Source organism: Nonomuraea sp. NPDC052634, from assembly GCF_040678535.1.
GTDB lineage: Bacteria > Actinomycetota > Actinomycetes > Streptosporangiales > Streptosporangiaceae > Nonomuraea > Nonomuraea fastidiosa.
Genome location: NZ_JBFATY010000010.1, coordinates 214,839 through 230,875 on the forward strand (window position 1 = coordinate 214,839; position 16,037 = coordinate 230,875).

The window sequence follows — 16,037 nt, forward strand, 5'->3', positions numbered from 1 at the left end:
CCCCCGACCGGCCCCCGGCCGCCTTGAGGTGACACCATGGCCACCGCCACGTCCGTGACCTTCGACGACGTCCGCGCCGCAGCAGCCAGGCTCGACGGCATCGCCCACCGCACGCCCGTGCTCACCTCGCGCATCCTGAACGCCCGTGCCGGCGCCGAGGTGTTCATCAAGTGCGAGAACCTGCAGCGCGTGGGCGCCTTCAAGTTCCGCGGCGCCTACAACGCGGTCGCCCTGCTCTCCCCCGAGCAGCGGGCGCGCGGCGTCGTCGCCCACTCGTCGGGCAACCACGCCCAGGCCATCGCCCTGGCCGCCCGCGAGCTGGGCACCTCGGCCGTCGTCCTGATGCCCGAGGACGCGCCGCGTCTCAAGCGCGAGGCCACCGCCGGCTACGGCGCGGAGATCGTCACCTACGACCGCTACAAGGAGGACCGCATCGCGCTCTCCCGCGCCCTCGCCGACGAGCGCGGCATGACCCTCATCCCGCCCTTCGATCACCCCGACGTCATCGCCGGCCAGGGCACCGCCACCCTGGAACTGCTGGACGAGGTCGGCGAGCTGGACGCGCTGCTCGCGCCCGTCGGCGGTGGCGGGCTGCTCGCGGGCACCGCCATCGCGGCCAAGGCGCTGCGGCCCGCCACCCGGGTCATCGGCGTCGAGCCGGAGGCCGGCGACGACACCAAGCGGTCGCTCGAACGCGGCGAGCGCGTCACCATCCCCGTCCCCAGGACGATCGCCGACGGTCAGGCGCTGCCGACGCCGGGCGAGCTGACGTTCGGCATCAACCGGCGGCTCGCCGACGGGGTCGTCCTGGTGAGCGACGCGGAGATCGTGGAGGCGATGCGGTTCGCGTTCGAGTACCTGAAGATCGTCCTTGAGCCCAGCGGCGCGACGGCGCTCGCCGCCGTGCTGTCCGGCCGCGTGGAGGGCACACCGCGCCGGATCGGGCTCATCGCCTCGGGCGGGAACGTCGACAGCCGCCGCTTCGCCGACCTGCTCGCCGCTCACTGACCACAAGACCCCTGGAGCCGCGAGCACCAGCCGGTCCGACAGCTCACGCAGGCGGCCGAGGTCGGGGACGTACGCCATGAAGCCCGGCACGATGCGGCCGAGGAAGTACGGCCGTCGTCGGCCATCGTGCGGCGCAAGCGCGGGGGCGGCCGCTTCCCCGCGTGGCCGAGCCGGGGCGGGCGCTCGGAGGCCGGCCGCGAAGACGGCCGCCGCGGGCATCAGGCCCTCCCTGCGCAGGGTGTCCTGGACGCGGGCGATCAGCGCCCGGTGGACGGCGGCGTCCGGCAGCACCTCGACCACCGGCGGCTCGTGCGCGATCACCCGTTCGGCCCGCTCCGGATGGGCGGTGAGCAGGTGGAGCGCGGTGATCGCGCCGGAGCTGCACCCGGCCACGCGGACGGGCGCGTCCGGCGACAGCCCCGCTGCCGCGTACCTCGTAGTGCAGGGTGGCGCCGTCGACGCGCAGCCGTCCCGTGGTCACGGGGGTCATCAGGGGTCTCCTCCGGTGCGGGAGGGCCAGTGTTCGAGTGCGTTGTGCAGGGCTTCCACGCAGCGGACCCAGGAGTCGCCGGCCGGTCGCGCGTGCGCGAACCCGCCCGCGGCCTCGATGCTGACGAATCCGTGCAGCGCGCTGCGGATCAGCCGGACCGCGTCGGTCAGGTCGGGCTCCTCCAGCCGGTACGCGCGCAGCATGCTGTAGGTCAGCTCGACCGCCCGGCGCGGCCCGGCCGCCTTGGCGGCCAGCTCGGGGTCGATGGGGATCGGGACCTGGGTCGCGGTGTACCTGCCCGGGTGGTCGTGGGCGTAGGACCGCCAGGCGTCGGCGTAGGCGACGAGCGCGTCCTTGCCGGCCCGCCCTGCGGTGGCCTCGGCGATGCGGATGGTCTTCTCGTCCGCGCCCAGCAGCGCGATGCGCCCGCGCAGGTCCTCCAGGTTGCGTACGTGGGCGTACAGGCTGGCGTCCTTGACGCCGAGCCGGCGCGCCACCGCCGACATCGTGACGTGGTCGAGCCCGACCTCGTCGGCCAGTTCCGCGGCGGCGAGCGTCACGCGTTCCACGGTCAGCCCGGCACGCGCCATAGGTCACCGACCCTTCCTAGGTTGTTGGCTTGCCTTCCTAGGCTATACCTAGGACTCCTAGGAACGGTGCGTCACAGGCGGGCCAGCGCCTCCATGGCCTCGCGCTCGATGCGGGCCAGGTCGCGCAGGACCGTCCCGGCCTCCTCCAGGTGGCCGGGGTCGCCGCTCTCGCCGGCCTTGCCGATCAGCGCCGCCACATCGGTCCACAGGGCCGCCGCCTCGGCGTACAGCCGGTGGCCCGTACGCAGGTCCGCACCGCCGACCAGCTCGGCGCACTGGGCGAGGAAGTCCCGGTACAGCGCGCGGAACAGGCCGCCGCCGGTGCCGCCCCGCTCCATGAGGAGGGCCGCCTGCGGCAGGTCGCGGCGCGGGTCCTGCGCCCGCTCCCACCAGCCGGGCACCTTCGTCGCGGCCTTGGCGACGCCCCGGTGACCGAGGTTCGCGATGGGCGGGGAGAGGAACGCGGCCGCGCAGTCCCTGATGGCGGGGACGAGCTGCTCCTGCCAGGCGACGGGGTGCGGCGGCAGGGTGATGGTGAACGAGCGGTTCCTCGCGGTCATCGGGCCGCGCTCGGCCCGGGCGCGGGCGAGCGCGTCGAGACTCGTGCGCACCGCGCCGCCCTGCTGCGCGGTGTCCACGAGGTAGGCGTCGCGGTCGTCGTAGCCGTACATGGCGACCACATGGCCGCCGAAGTGCACCTTCGAGGTGAAGTAGTCGAGGTGGTAGCAGTCGAGCTGGAGGCCGGCCGGGCGGCCGCCGTCGATGACCGCGGCCACGTTCTCCCAGGCCCGGCGGGGCGAGGTGGTCTCCTGGACGGCCAGCGTCAGCCCCAGCCTGGCGGCCAGGTTCCTGGTCAGCTCGAACGGCTTGACCCGGCCGCCGAGGAAGGGCACCGGCATCGCCTTGGCGTCCCAGTAGACGAAGGACAGGCCGGAGCCGAGCCCGAACATCAGCGGCTCCGGCAGGTCGAGTCCTTCGTGGCGGAGCAGCACACCGAGCGCCGTGGTCTCGCAGTGGTGCAGGCCGCGGGGCTCGACGCCGGTCACGATGGTCATACTTCGCTTCTCCTCAGGGCTGATCGTGCTCCGGGTAGCATGGGGTCTCCCCCAGGGGGAGAGTCCACCCGTCTCGACCCGGCAGGTGTCCATGGACGACGAACAGCGTTCCGCGGCGTACGACGAGTTCATCACCCATCCCGTGAGCCGCAGACGCGAGCTCTACCAGGACCTGCCGGCGGAAGTGCGCAGCGGGCTCTGGCTGGAGCAGCTCATCCGCTTTCGCGCCGCGCGTCCTGATCTGACCGCCGAGCAGCGGAGCCTGCTCGACGAGATGGAGGCGCTGGTCCGCGACGAGACGACGTTCGCGCCCGGCAGCCCGCCCGCGCCCGCGCCCGAGCTCGAGCGGATGGGCGAGGCGGCCATCGCCGCCTTCGGCAAGGACACCGCCTTCCAGCTCCTCGCCCGCCTCGGCCCCGCCGACGGCACCACCCGCCGGATCGCCTGACAGGTCACACACCTGAGCCCCGACGGCTCACACACCTGAGCCCCGGGCACCGAAGCCCCGCGCCCGCCCCTGCATGCCACCCTGCGCCCGCTGCACACCTGAGCCACCCGGGCACTGAAACCCTGCGGCCGCCCCTGCCCGCCGCCCCGCGCCCGCCCCGGGCGTCTCGGGCACGGCAGCCACGGCGGGCCAGGCGCCCCGGGCACGGCGAGCGCGGTGGCGGGCCGGGCGCCTCGGGTACGGGGAGGCGGCGGGCCAGGCGCGGCGCCCCTCCCTCGCACGTCCGCCCCCTTCTCCCCTCCCACCATTTATCTGCACAAGCAACAATATGCAATAGTTGCCTGTGCAGATAGATTCCGGCCTCTGCGGCACCTCGCGCCCAGGGCCAGGGAAGGGAAGGCATTCATGTCCACCGTGTTCGTGGCCGGCGCCACCGGCGCTCTCGGCCGTCTCGTTATCGACAGCCTCCACAGGCGGGGCGCGCGGGTCCGCGCTCTCGTCAGGCCGGGCAACGTCGAGGGCCGCCGGGCGCTCGATCCTGCCGTCGAGGTCGTCGAGGGCGACATCCGCGACCCCGCGGACCGGCTCGCCCGCGCGCTGGAGGGCGCCGACGCCGTGATCTCGACCGTCCAGGGCGGCGCGGACGTCATCATCGACGGCCAGCTCAACCTGCTGCGCGCCGCCGAGCAGGCGGGGGTCGCCCGGCTGATCCCGTCCGACTTCTCTCTCGCCATCGACCGGCTCGACTACGGCGACATCGACTTCGCCGACCTGCGCAAGAAGGCCGCCGGGTCGTTCGCGGGCAGCCCGGTGGCGATCACGTCGGTGCTCTGCGGGGCGTTCCTCGAAGTGCTCAACCAGCCCTTCTACAACTGGGTGGACTGGGAGTCCGGCACGTTCAGCTACTGGGGCGACGGCGACCAGCCGGTGGACTTCAGCACCATGCCCGACACCGCCGAGTGGACGGCGGAGGCGGCGCTGGACCCGGCCGCCGCAGGGCGGATCGTGCGGGTCGCCGGAGACGTGCTGACGCTCAGGGAGCTGCACCAGGCCATGGAACGCGGCTCGGGGCGGCGGCTGCGGCCCAGGCGGCTCGGCGGGGTCGATGAGCTGGAGGCCGAGATCGCGCGGCTCAAGACGGCCGGCGCCGACCCGTTCGCGTGGCTGCTGCTGCAGTACACGTGGGCGATGGTGAGCGGCAAGGGCAAGCTCGACCCGCTCGACAACGACCGCTACCCGGGAGTCCGGCCGACCACCGCCGAGGAGTTCTTCCGCCAGGCCATGAGCCCCTCGGCCTGAGCGCTCCGTGGCGGCGCTTGCGTGCGGCGGGCGTCCGGCAGCAGAGTGGCGTCATGGATCGTACGGATATCGCCCGATTAAGAGGTGAGCGGGCGGTTCGTCGTGCCATGCGGCACCAGCGGCGGGTCAACCGGGCGCTGCGCCGGGCGTCGGTCGCGGCGGCCGCGATCGTGATCGCCTTCGCGGTGCTGCTCGCGGTCGTGATCACGGTCGTCGGCATCAAGCAGTGGTGAGAGCCTTCCTCGGAGCCCCCACGGAGACCCCCACGGAGGCGGCTCGCGCCCTGTGAAGCGCGTCGGCGATCATGTACGGTGAGCCCCAGCGTATCCCCCCAACGGCCTGGAGTTCGCAGTGCCGCACATGTCCCGCCGCCAAGTGCTCACCCTCGTCCCCGCCACCGGCCTGCTGGCGGTGGCCGCCCCCGCCCGCGCCGCCACGACCGGCCCCGTCATGACCGGCCCTGTCATGACCGGCACGGCCGCCGCACAGGCCATCGACCACGCCCGGCTGCTCGCCAACTCCGTCGCCATCCTCGCCGGCACCCCCGAGGTCAACGCCCGCCCCGAAGTGGCGGGCAAGCTCGCCGCCATCGCCGGCACCGCCAGGCAGCGGCTGACCGCTATGGACCAGGCGGGCGACGGCGAGCTGTTCGCCGGCCTGGCGCTCGGCACCGACGACGTGAACCTCCGCCTGGCCTACCAGTACCTGTACGAGATCGCGCTGGCCACCCGCGCCCCCGGCAGCGCGCTGGAGGGCGACGCCGCCGCCGCGCGGCGGGTGGCCGACGGCCTGGCCTGGCTGCACGAGCGTTACTTCGGCGACCAGTCGGCCGGCTACTACGGCAACTGGCACAACTGGGAGATCGGCATCCCCACCCACGTCAGCAGGACCCTCGCCCTGCTGCCCGAGGAGCTGCGCGGCGAGCTGACCGCGCCGTACATCGCCTCGATGGACGCCTACCTGCGCAACGGCAAGGACGGCGACGTCGACCTCGACTCCCGCTTCCACACCGGCGCGAACCTGGCCGACATCACCGCCAACCGCATCCTGCAGGGCGCGCTGACCGGCGACGACGCCCGCGTCAACAAGGCCATCGCCGACCAGTCCACGGTGTTCGCCACGATCGATCCGTACAACCTGCAGCACGGCAACACCGACGGCTACTACGCCGACGGCTCGTTCATCCAGCACCACTCGGTCGCCTACACCGGCTCGTACGGCCGCGCCCTGCTGACCCGCGTCGTGCAGACGCTCAACATGCTGCAGGGCGTCACGTCCGGCTCCGGCGATCTGCCGTCCGTGGTGTACCGGTGGATCACCGACGGCTTCGCCCCGCTGATCTTCGAGGGTTGGATGATGGAGATCGTCAAGGGGCGGGCGGTCTCGCGTACCGCCAGCGGCTACACCGATCTCAACGTGGTCGTGGAGGCCATCGCCGACCTGACCGAGCACGTCGAGGACGCGCTGCCGCTGAAGAAGTACCTCAAATTCCTGCCGGCCGCCGACACCACCGCCTTCGTCTCGCCGGGCAGCATCGCCCGCTACGCCGCCGTGCGCGCCGACGCGTCCATCCCGGCGGCCGACCTCAACCCGCCCGCGCGGTCGGTGGCGTTCAACGCGATGGACCGCACCGTGCACCGCCGCCCCGGCTACGCGTTCGCGCTGGCCCGCAGCTCGGAGCGGATCAGCAAGTACGAGTACATGAGCGGCGAGAACCTCATGCCCTGGTTCCAGGGCGACGGCGCCTACTACCTCTACCTGTCGGGCGAGGACCAGGGGCAGGTGTACGGGGTCGACTACTACACGACCGTGTCGCCGTACCGGCTGGCCGGGGTGACCGCTCCGGTGGAGGAGCGGCGGACGGTCCCCGAGCTGTACGGGCGGCTGTGGTACGAGAACCCGGACCACCCGCTCAACTTCACCTCGTCGTCGGAGTCGCAGAACACCTACGTGTACTTCCCGTGCGGCGAGAACGCCTTCTCCGGCGGCGCCACGCTCGGCGCGTACGGCGTGGCGGGCATGGTGCAGTCGGACGACGTCGCCTACACCGCCAAGCAGCAGGGCCTGCTGCCCGACGACTTCGTGGCCTACCGCAACGCCCGCGCCACCAAGTCGTGGTTCATGTTCGACGACGAGATCGTGGTGCTGGCGGCGGACGTCGCAGGTCAGGGCGGCCGCGACGTGGTGACGACCGTCGACAGCCGCATCGCCGCGCCCGGCGACGCGGTCACGCTCACCGGCGAGCGCTGGGACGGGCGCGGCTGGCGGCCGGGCGGCGCGGCCACGCCCCTGCGGTGGCTGCGCTACGCCAACGGCACCCGCCGTACCTCCATCGGCTACGTCTTCCTCGACCGGCGGCCGGTCGCGGCCGGGCTGGAGACCGTCACCCGCAGCCGCAGGGTGGTGCGGACCGGCAACCCCGACACCGCCGTCACCAAGAACGTCTTCACCGCCACCATCGCGGGCGAGGGCGAGCTGGCGTACGCGCTGGTGCCGAACGCCACCGAGGACGCGCTGCGCCGCTACGCGCGCGGCCCGGTGAGCGTGCTGGCGAACAACCGCCACGTGCAGGCCGTGCGGCACCAGAAGCTCGGCATCATCGCGTGCAACGTCTTCTCCAAGGGCCCGCGCCAGGCCGGCCGCCTGCTCGTGGACGGTCCCGCCTCGGTCATCGTGCGGGAGTCCGGCAGACGCACGTCCGTCGCCCTGTCCGACCCGACGATGAAGCGCGACCGCGTCTCCGTGGTCGTGCCGGGCCGCCCGCTGCGGGTGGCGGAGGCCGACGAGGGCGTCACCGTACGGCGAGTGCCGGGCGGCACCCTGGTGCAGGCGACGACCCGGCACGCGTACGGCCGTACGTTCACCGCCACTCTTCGTTGAGCCGGTCGAGGAAGCCCGCGACGAGCGGGGCGATCTCCTCGGCGTGCGTCTCCAGCGCGAAGTGCCCGGTGTCGAAGAGGTGCAGCTCGGCATCGGGCAGGTCGCGCCGGTAGGCGCGGGCTCCGGCCTCGGTGAAGAACGGGTCGTTCTCGCCCCACACGATGAGGGCGGGCGGGGTGTGCTTGCGCAGCCACGCCTGCCAGCGGTCGTAGCTCTCGACGTTGGTGTGGTAGTCGAACAGCAGCGCCGCCTGGGCCTCCCTGTGCCCCGGCAGGCCGAGGAAGTGGTGGTCGAGCGTCCAGTTGTCGGGCGCGACCAGGCTCGGGTCGGGGACGCCGGTGAGGTATTGGCCGCGTACGGCCTCCAGGGTCAGCTCGGCGTGCACCCGCTCCGGGCCGCCGGGCGTGTCGGGACGCTGTGCGAGCAGGTCGCGGGCGGCCTCTGACAGGCCGTCTGCGTAGGCGTTGCCGTTCTGGACGATCAGGCCGGCGATCCACTCGGGGTTCCGCTCGGCGACGCGGAAGCCGATCGGGGCGCCGAAGTCGAAGACGTACAGGGCGAAGCGGGTCAGGCCGAGCGCGCGGACGAAGCCCTCGGTGAGGTCGGCGAGCCGGTCGAACGAGTAGGTGTAACCGGCGGGCGCCTCGGTGTGCCCGGAGCCCGGGTGGTCCGGCGCGATGAGCCGGTAGCGGGACCCGAGCCGGTCGAACAGCGCGCGGTACTGGTGCGAGGCGGACGGGAAGCCGTGCAACAGCAGCAGCACGGGCGCGTCGGCCCGGTCGGGCAGGGACTCGCGGTAGAAGACGCGGACTCCTTCGACGTCCACGTAGCGGTGCGCGGTGCGGGCTGGTGCGGTCATCTTTAATGCCTTTCTGAGCGGCTGACACATTAGGTCTACCCGTATGCTTCCTAATGCGTCAAATGCGTCAGGTAGCATTAGAAGCATGAACAACCCCGGTCCCCTGGTCGGCGAGCCCCTGGCGCTCGACCTGGTCAACACCCGCAACGCCGACGGTGAGCACCTGGCCACGCCGGAGAGCCTGCGCGCCTGGCTCGACCTGGAGGCCGCCCGGTTCCCCGAGGCGCGCGACCTCGCCGCCGCCGACCTGGGCGAGCCCGAGCTGGCGACCGCACGCGAGCTGCGCGGTCACACGGCACGGGCATTGGAGCACGTACGGCGGGGCGAGCGACCGCCTCAGGAAGCCCTCGACGCGATCAACCGCGCCCAGCGCGCCGCGCCCGCCGTCACCGAGCTGACCTGGGATGACGGCGCGCTCACCGCCACCCGCAGGCGCGACGGCTCCGCGGCGGAGCGACTGGCGGCCTGGCTCGCCGAGGCTGCCGCCGACCTGCTGGCGAACCCGGCGGTGGCCACGATCCGCAAGTGCGAGGCGGACGACTGCGTGACGCTGTTCCTGCCCGCCCATCCGCGCCGCCGCTGGTGCGCCGCCGCCCGCTGCGGCAACCGGGTCCGCGTCGCCCGCCACTACCAGCGGCACAAGCCAGCCTGAAAACGGGCGGGGGAAAGCGAGAGAGCGCTCTCTTGACAGGAGCGCTCACGTTGCCGGAAGGTTTCCGTAAACTCACACCCCGTGGACCCATGAGGTAACCCACATGGCACGCACCCCCCGCAAAAGATTGCTGTTCGCCATCGGTACCGTCCTCGCCGCGATCGCCGCGCTGGTCGTCCCCATGACCGGCACCGCGAGCGCCGCGCCCGCCCCCGGCCCGCTCGTGTGGTCGGACGAGTTCGACGGTCCCGCAGGAAGCCCGGTCGACGGCTCCAAGTGGCGCTTCGACATCGGCGGTGGCGGCTGGGGCAACAACGAGCACCAGTACTACACCGACAGCACCCGCAACGCCGCCCTCGACGGCAACGGCAACCTGGTGATCACCGCCCGCCGCGAGAACCCGGCCGGCTACCAGTGCCACTACGGCACCTGCCTGTACACCTCCGCCCGCCTGCTCACGCTCGGCACCTTCAGCCAGACGTACGGGCGGTTCGAAGCACGCATGAAGCTGCCGCGCGGGCAGGGCATCTGGCCGGCGTTCTGGATGCTCGGCGGCACCAACTGGCCGGACGACGGCGAGATCGACATCATGGAGAACATCGGCCGCGAGCCGAACACCGTCCACGGCACCATCCACGGCCCCGGCTACAGCGGTGGCGGCGGCATCGGCGCCGGCTACACGATCGGCTCCCCCTTCGCCGACGCGTTCCACACCTTCGCCGTCGACTGGTCGCCCAACCTCATCGTCTGGTACGTGGACGGCGTCGAGTACCAGCGCCGCACCCCCGCCGACCTGGGCGGCCGCCGCTGGGTCTTCGACCACCCGTTCTTCATGATCATGAACGTCGCGGTCGGCGGCGACTGGCCCGGTTACCCCGACGGCACCACCACGTTCCCGCAGACGCTGACCGTCGACTACGTCCGCGTCTACGCCCCGCCCACCGACAGCGGCGGCTCCGGCGGCCAGATCACCGGGATCGGCGGCAAGTGCGTCGACGTCGCCGGCGCCGAGACCGCCAACGGCACCCCCATCCAGCTCTGGGACTGCAACGGCACCGCCGCCCAGTCCTGGACCTGGAACTCCGACGGCTCCGTCCGCGCGCTCGGCAAGTGCATGGACGTCACCGCCGGCTCCACGGCGAACGGCGCCAAGGTGCAGCTCTACGACTGCAACGGCACCGGGGCGCAGCGCTGGACGTACGACTCCGGCACGGGGCAGATCGTCAACCCGCAGTCCGGCAAGTGCCTCGACGCGACCGACGTCAGCTCCGCCAACGGCACCCGCCTGCAGATCTGGGACTGCACGGGCGGCACCAACCAGCGCTGGACCCGCACCTGACCCGATCGGGGTCCCGCACGTGACCGGCTGGAAGGCCCCGTGCACCCGCACCGCGCGGCCCCATCCCGACCGCCCACCCCACGCGGCGGTCGGGATGGGGCAGGCCGGCCGCACCCACCCGGCCGGTCAGGGTGGGCGCAGGCCGGCACCGCCAAGGCACAGGCCGTGGGGGACGGTCCCCCGGCACCCACCACCAGCCAGCCCTATCACGCGACCTACGCCAGGAGGCGTTGCGCACTTCCCACGCCCATCGGCCCCGTTTCCGGCCGGCCGCCCGAGCGCCCGCACACCTCGACCATCCACGGGTCCGCACTAGGCGTCAGGCCCCTGATCACTCCGCGCGCGCCCGTCTCACCTGACCTCTCGAACAGGCCGGGCGGCACCCTGACCCGTCGCGCCGAAATCCCACCCGCCGGCACACGTTCAGCCAGGTGATTTCCTTTCACCAAAGGACGATTGGCACCTGCGAAAAGGGCTCGAATGCGAGAGAGCGTGTTCTCGATGTGAAGTTCGGACGTTCCCGGACCGACAGGAACTCGAAGACGAGGCGGACGGACGGTGCCCGGCATGAGCGCGGATCATCAGGTCATACGATGTGGAGGTGACTCCGACTCCCCCGCGCGCGTCTCGCGCGGCCGCCCGCGACGCGGCCGTGCCCAGCATCAGGGACGTCGCCGCCGAGGCCGGAGTGTCGTACCAGACGGTCTCGCGCGTGCTCAACGACTCGCCCAGGGTGCGCCCGGAAACCCGCGCCACGGTGCTCGCGGCCATCGAGCGGCTCGGCTTCCGGCCCAGCCGCGCGGCCCGCGCGCTCAGCCTCGGCCGGGCTCGCGGCATCACCGTGGTCACCTCCGACACCGTCCTGTACGGCTACGCCGCCACCCTCCAGGGCATCGAGGAGGCGGCCCGCGCGGCCGGCATGTCCGTGGGCGTCAGGGTCGTGGAGTCGGCCGAGCCCGCGGAGGTGCGGCAGGCCGTCGAGTACGTCAGCGACGCCAGCGCCGGCGCGGTGGTGGTGATCGCCTTCGACGCGATCGGCGTCGCCGTGCTGGAGGCGCTGCCCGCCCATGTGCCCGCCGTCGCGGTGGCCGAACCCGCCGCTCCCGACCGGGGCAGGGTCGCGATCGCGCTCGACGAGCGCGGCGCCGCCGCCGACGCCACCCGGCACCTGCTCGACCTGGGCCACCGCACGGTGCACCACGTGGCGATCCCGTCCGAGGTCGGGCAGGGCGGCCGCCTGGCGGGCTGGCGCGACGCGCTGACCGCCGCGGGGGCGGCCGTGCCCGAGGTGCTGGGGTGCGGGTGGGACATCGCCTCCGCGTACGAGGCGGGCCGCCGTCTGGCCGCCGACCCGCAGGTCACCGCCATTCTGTGCGGCAACGACGACATCGCGCAGGGCGTCCGGCGGGCGCTGTACGACGCGGGCAAGGACGTGCCGGGTCACGTGAGCATCGTGGGCTTCGACGACATCCCGGGGGCGGCATACTGGACGCCCGCGCTGACCACCGTACGCATGGACTTCCCCGGCCTCGGCCGCGCCTGCTTCGACGCCGCCATGGCCGAACTCTCCGGCCTCCCGCAACCGGTGCCCCGCCTGGTCCCCCCGGCCTTGATGATCCGCGAATCCACCGCCCCACCCCCTACCACCTGACCCATCCCGCCTTGCTCCCGGCGCAGCCCACACAGGACAGGCGGCACCGGGCAAGCGGCATCGCCAGCGAAGGGGCGCGAACCGAACTTCGCTCTGGAGGGCTCTCGGTATCCGCACGCCCCAACGCAGCGCGTCCCATGTGCTCGGCGCGGCATCCAGCTCGTGGAGCACCACCCGATTCGGCGTGACACCGCTCCGCCACGCGCACAACAGGCCGGCTCTGCGCACCACGCCGATTCACCAGCCCACTTCGCGCCTCACCTGGCGACCGATCGGCACGCGGAGCCGGGTCCGGCGCCCTGCCGGCATGGTGCCGGAGGTCTGTCCCGTGCGCGTGTGAAGTCCCGCCCCGCTGCGAGAGCGCGTGCGGACGGTCGCCTCAGTACGCGGTTTCGGCAGCTCGTTCGTCCGCGCCATCTCGCCGAGAGTTGATTACCCTCACCGCACAGGTGAGCCTGACGCGAGCGGCAGCGGGCTGTCCCACAGGCAACATCTGCCTGTGGCGGGACCGGAACTTCGACGGTGTCCCGTGGAAGTGGAGCCCCGGCGACGGCTATCGCACGTTGCCGGCCAACATGCGCAACCACGTCCACTCCTTCTACGCCAACGCCTCAGGCTGCTTCATTGACACCGGCAGCCGTGAAAGGCGAGGCGTCAGGCCCGGCCACTACGCCAGGGCGTACGACACCAACTTCGGCGAGAAGGTCGACGCCATCGCCCGCACCTGCTGACGGCTGCGTCATGGGCATGACGCGCCCGCCCGAGCTCGAAGGAGGAGGGGTGGTCGCGTTGCCGAACTCCGAGCGCGCAGCACACGGATTCGGGAGGCCATCGGCGGGATCACGGCCGAGCCGAACAGGCGAGGCGGGCGGCCATGACGAGCAGAACGTCAGGCCAGGCCCGAAGTCGTGCGCCACCCCGGTCGTTCCGTAGGCCAGTCGCAATGTGAGGCGCTGAGAGCGATTCTCAGCGCCTCACGTGTCTCACGACATCGGGTTTCACCTGGAGACGACTACTCCTAGTACTGCACCCGATACTCGATCGTGCCCTTCTTCCCGAGCCCCCTGGCGCAGGGATCGCCGCGGCCGTCTTAGCGCTCGGCCCAAGGCTGGGCGCTCGCCGACCCCGGGCCGCGGGCGATGGGCCAGGGGATCTCGGCCGCACGGTCGGCGGCCGCACCGCTCCTGCCAGCGGTCGGCCGGCTCGCCTTCCGTCCCGTTGGCAGCCTCTTCCGCGGCTCCTTCCAGACCATCGCCTCCGTCCATTCGTGGATGCGACAGGCGGCGTCGCAGACTCGGAAGCACCGACAACCTTGCTGGTCAGCGCCCTGGTCAGCTTCGTTCCAGGCCGCGCGCTCAGGAAACCTGTGCGTAACGAATCGGCAAAGAAGGCTTTCGCAGGGGCCGTGTGACCGTTCACACTGACGGGCGTGTGACCGGTCACATGACTGCGGGAGCGCCCACCCGTCCAGGACAGTACGCGCGAACCCTGCCACCGCGATCGGTCCCCTGTGACGCCGAAAGAGAGAGCTTGATGCCTGCTGATGTCGTGGAGACCCTCCGCTGGGGCCATTCGGGTCTCGCGGTCGCCCTGGAGATCCATCAGGATCGCCCGGTGACGCTGCGCGAGCTGTCGCCGGGCGGGGCGGCGGCTCCCATGCGGACGTCCCAGCCGGTCGTGGAGGTGCTGGTGCCCGGCGAGGGCCGGGCGCGGGCCTCGCAGCGGCTGTCGGAGACGGCGGTGGGCCTGCGGCTGCGGTACGCGGGCGCGGACCGCTCGGTCCAGGACGGCCGGCACGAGCTGCGGGTGCGGCTGCGTGACGAGTCGTCGGGGCTGGGCGCGGAGCTGCTGCTGGAGTCGTACGAGGGCGTGCCGGCGCTGCGGTCGTCGGTCCGGGTGACGAACCTGGGCGCGCAGCCGGTGCTGCTGCTGGCGGTGACCTCGTTCGCGGCGGGATTCCACGGCCTGGAGGCGGCCGATCTGGACGTCCTGTACGCGGGCAGCGCCTGGCTCGGCGAGAGCCGCTGGACCAGGCAGCCGCTCGCCGGCCACCTGCCCGACCTGGGCCTGGAGGGGCACGGCCACGGGCGGGGCGCGTACGCGCTGACCAGTCTGGGCACGTGGTCGAGCGGCCGGTACGTCCCGATGGGCGGGCTGGCCGAGCGCGGCTCGGGCCGGACGTGGCTGTGGCAGATCGAGCACAACGGCCCCTGGCGGTGGGAGGTCGGCGACCGGCTGGACGGCGTGTACGCCGCGCTGTCCGGCCCGACGGACCTGGACCACCAGTGGAGCCAGCCGCTCGCGCCCGGCGAGTCGTTCACCACGGTGCCGGTGTCGGTGGCGGTGTCCGGCGACGGCCTGGAAAGCGCGGCGGCCGCGCTGACCGCGCACCGTCGCGCGTCGCTGCGCCCCCACCCCGACCGGGACAGGTTGCCGCTCGTTTTCAACGACTACATGAACACGCTGATGGGCGACCCGACCACGGAGAAGCTGCTGCCGCTCATCGACGCGGCGGCCGAGGCGGGCGCGGAGGTGTTCTGCGTGGACGCCGGCTGGTACGACGACGGCGGCGACTGGTGGGACAGCGTCGGCGAGTGGCGGCCGTCGAGCACCCGGTTCCCTGGCGGCATCGAGGAGGTGCTGGCCCGGATCAGGGAGCGCGGCATGACGCCCGGCCTGTGGCTGGAGCCCGAGGTGATCGGGGTGCGCAGCCCGATGGCAGGCAAACTGCCGGACGAGGCGTTCCTGCAGCGCGGCGGCGTACGGGTGGCCGAGCACGGCCGCTACCACCTCGACCTGCGCCATCCCGCCGCGGTGGCGCACGTGGACCAGGTGATCGACCGGCTGGTCACGGAACTGGGCGTCGGCTACTTCAAGCTCGACTACAACATCAACCCGGGCGCGGGCACCGACGTGGACGCCCCCAGCGCGGGAGCCGGGCTGCTCGGGCACAACCGGGCCCACCTGGCCTGGCTGGAGTCGGTGCTCGACCGCCACCCGCACCTGGTGCTGGAGAACTGCGGCTCGGGCGCCATGCGCATGGACTACGCGATGCTCTCCCGCCTGCAGCTCCAGTCCACCAGCGACCAGCAGGACTTCCTGCGCTACCCGCCGATCGCGGCCGCCGCTCCCCTGTCGGTGCTGCCCGAGCAGGCCGCCAACTGGGCCTACCCGCAGCCGGAGATGACGGAGGAGGAGGTGGCGTTCACGATGTGCACCGGCATACTCGGCCGCCTCTATCTGTCGGGCAACCTGCACCGCATGGACGGCCCCAGGCTCGCCCTGGTCAAGGAGGGCGTGGCGGTGCACCGGCGGCTGCGCCCGGTGCTGCCGCGCGCCACCGCGTGCTGGCCGCTCGGCCTGCCCGGCTGGGACGATCCCTGGCTCGCCTTCGCCCTCCGCGACGACAGCCCACGAAGTGACGGCGGCCCGCTGAGCGACGGCACCTCACGAAGCGACGCCATCCCGACAGGCGACGGCAGCCCACGAAGTGACGGCGGCCCGCGCAACAGCCCCGGCGCGAGCGGCGACACGTACGTGACGGTCTGGAGGCGGCCCGGCGCGCCGGAGTCCACCGTGCTCTCGCTCCCCCACCTCCGCGGCCGCGACCTGGAGGCCACCGTCGCCTACCCGGCACAGGCCGGGGGCTGGCGCCTCGACTGGGACCCGGGTGCCGCCGAGCTGACCGTCACGGCCCACGTCCCGCCGCCCACCGCCCGCATCCTGCACCTCCGCCCCCGCTAGCCCACCGAACCGGCGCTATGAG

Annotated in this window: 13 protein-coding genes; 10 read left to right on the forward strand and 3 right to left on the reverse strand. The window is 72.6% G+C overall.

The window, feature by feature from the left end; translation table 11 throughout:
- Positions 1-36: 36 nt before the first annotated feature.
- Positions 37-1,008, forward strand: a complete 972-nt coding sequence (locus tag AB0K67_RS32775) for a threo-3-hydroxy-L-aspartate ammonia-lyase (protein ID WP_364067988.1) — start codon at positions 37-39, stop codon at positions 1,006-1,008.
- A gap of 489 nt (positions 1,009-1,497) precedes the next feature.
- On the opposite strand, the gene AB0K67_RS32780 is transcribed toward AB0K67_RS32775, so the two are convergent.
- Both AB0K67_RS32780 and AB0K67_RS32785 read right to left on the reverse strand, forming a co-directional pair.
- Complete coding sequence (locus tag AB0K67_RS32780) at positions 1,498-2,088, reverse strand: WHG domain-containing protein (protein ID WP_364067989.1); 591 nt, start codon at positions 2,086-2,088, stop codon at positions 1,498-1,500.
- 71 nt (positions 2,089-2,159) lie between these two features.
- Positions 2,160-3,143, reverse strand: coding sequence for a BtrH N-terminal domain-containing protein (locus AB0K67_RS32785; RefSeq protein ID WP_364067990.1), 984 nt, complete (start codon positions 3,141-3,143; stop codon positions 2,160-2,162).
- Positions 3,144-3,234: 91 nt separating this feature from the next.
- Here AB0K67_RS32785 and AB0K67_RS32790 point away from each other — a divergent pair, with 91 nt between their 5' ends.
- From AB0K67_RS32790 to AB0K67_RS32805, 4 genes are all read left to right on the forward strand, one after another.
- On the forward strand, positions 3,235-3,591 hold the full coding sequence (locus tag AB0K67_RS32790; protein ID WP_364067991.1) for a bacteriocin fulvocin C-related protein: 357 nt from the start codon (positions 3,235-3,237) through the stop codon (positions 3,589-3,591).
- A gap of 405 nt (positions 3,592-3,996) precedes the next feature.
- Positions 3,997-4,890 (forward strand): NmrA family NAD(P)-binding protein, encoded by an 894-nt coding sequence (locus AB0K67_RS32795; RefSeq protein ID WP_364067992.1) that lies wholly within the window; start codon positions 3,997-3,999, stop codon positions 4,888-4,890.
- Positions 4,891-4,943: 53 nt separating this feature from the next.
- Positions 4,944-5,123 (forward strand): hypothetical protein, encoded by a 180-nt coding sequence (locus AB0K67_RS32800; protein ID WP_364067993.1) that lies wholly within the window; start codon positions 4,944-4,946, stop codon positions 5,121-5,123.
- Positions 5,124-5,250: 127 nt separating this feature from the next.
- A complete protein-coding gene (locus AB0K67_RS32805) occupies positions 5,251-7,770 on the forward strand; it encodes a polysaccharide lyase family 8 super-sandwich domain-containing protein (protein WP_364067994.1) in 2,520 nt (839 codons plus the stop codon).
- Here the strand turns inward: AB0K67_RS32805 and AB0K67_RS32810 are convergent.
- Positions 7,751-8,629 (reverse strand): alpha/beta hydrolase, encoded by an 879-nt coding sequence (locus tag AB0K67_RS32810; protein WP_364067995.1) that lies wholly within the window; start codon positions 8,627-8,629, stop codon positions 7,751-7,753. The genes AB0K67_RS32805 and AB0K67_RS32810 overlap by 20 nt on opposite strands.
- An 85-nt stretch (positions 8,630-8,714) precedes the next feature.
- Between AB0K67_RS32810 and AB0K67_RS32815 the strand changes: the two genes are divergently transcribed.
- From AB0K67_RS32815 to AB0K67_RS32835, 5 genes are all read left to right on the forward strand, one after another.
- Positions 8,715-9,281: a CGNR zinc finger domain-containing protein gene (locus AB0K67_RS32815; RefSeq protein ID WP_364067996.1), complete on the forward strand. Its 567-nt coding sequence runs from the start codon at positions 8,715-8,717 to the stop codon at positions 9,279-9,281.
- Between the two features lie 103 nt (positions 9,282-9,384).
- Positions 9,385-10,620: a lectin gene (locus AB0K67_RS32820; RefSeq protein WP_364067997.1), complete on the forward strand. Its 1,236-nt coding sequence runs from the start codon at positions 9,385-9,387 to the stop codon at positions 10,618-10,620.
- 601 nt (positions 10,621-11,221) lie between these two features.
- Complete coding sequence (locus AB0K67_RS32825) at positions 11,222-12,271, forward strand: LacI family DNA-binding transcriptional regulator (RefSeq protein ID WP_364067998.1); 1,050 nt, start codon at positions 11,222-11,224, stop codon at positions 12,269-12,271.
- Between the two features lie 449 nt (positions 12,272-12,720).
- On the forward strand, positions 12,721-13,002 hold the full coding sequence (locus AB0K67_RS32830) for a peptidase inhibitor family I36 protein (protein ID WP_364067999.1): 282 nt from the start codon (positions 12,721-12,723) through the stop codon (positions 13,000-13,002).
- An 802-nt stretch (positions 13,003-13,804) separates the two neighbouring features.
- Complete coding sequence (locus tag AB0K67_RS32835) at positions 13,805-16,015, forward strand: alpha-galactosidase (protein ID WP_364068000.1); 2,211 nt, start codon at positions 13,805-13,807, stop codon at positions 16,013-16,015.
- Positions 16,016-16,037: the final 22 nt, after the last annotated feature.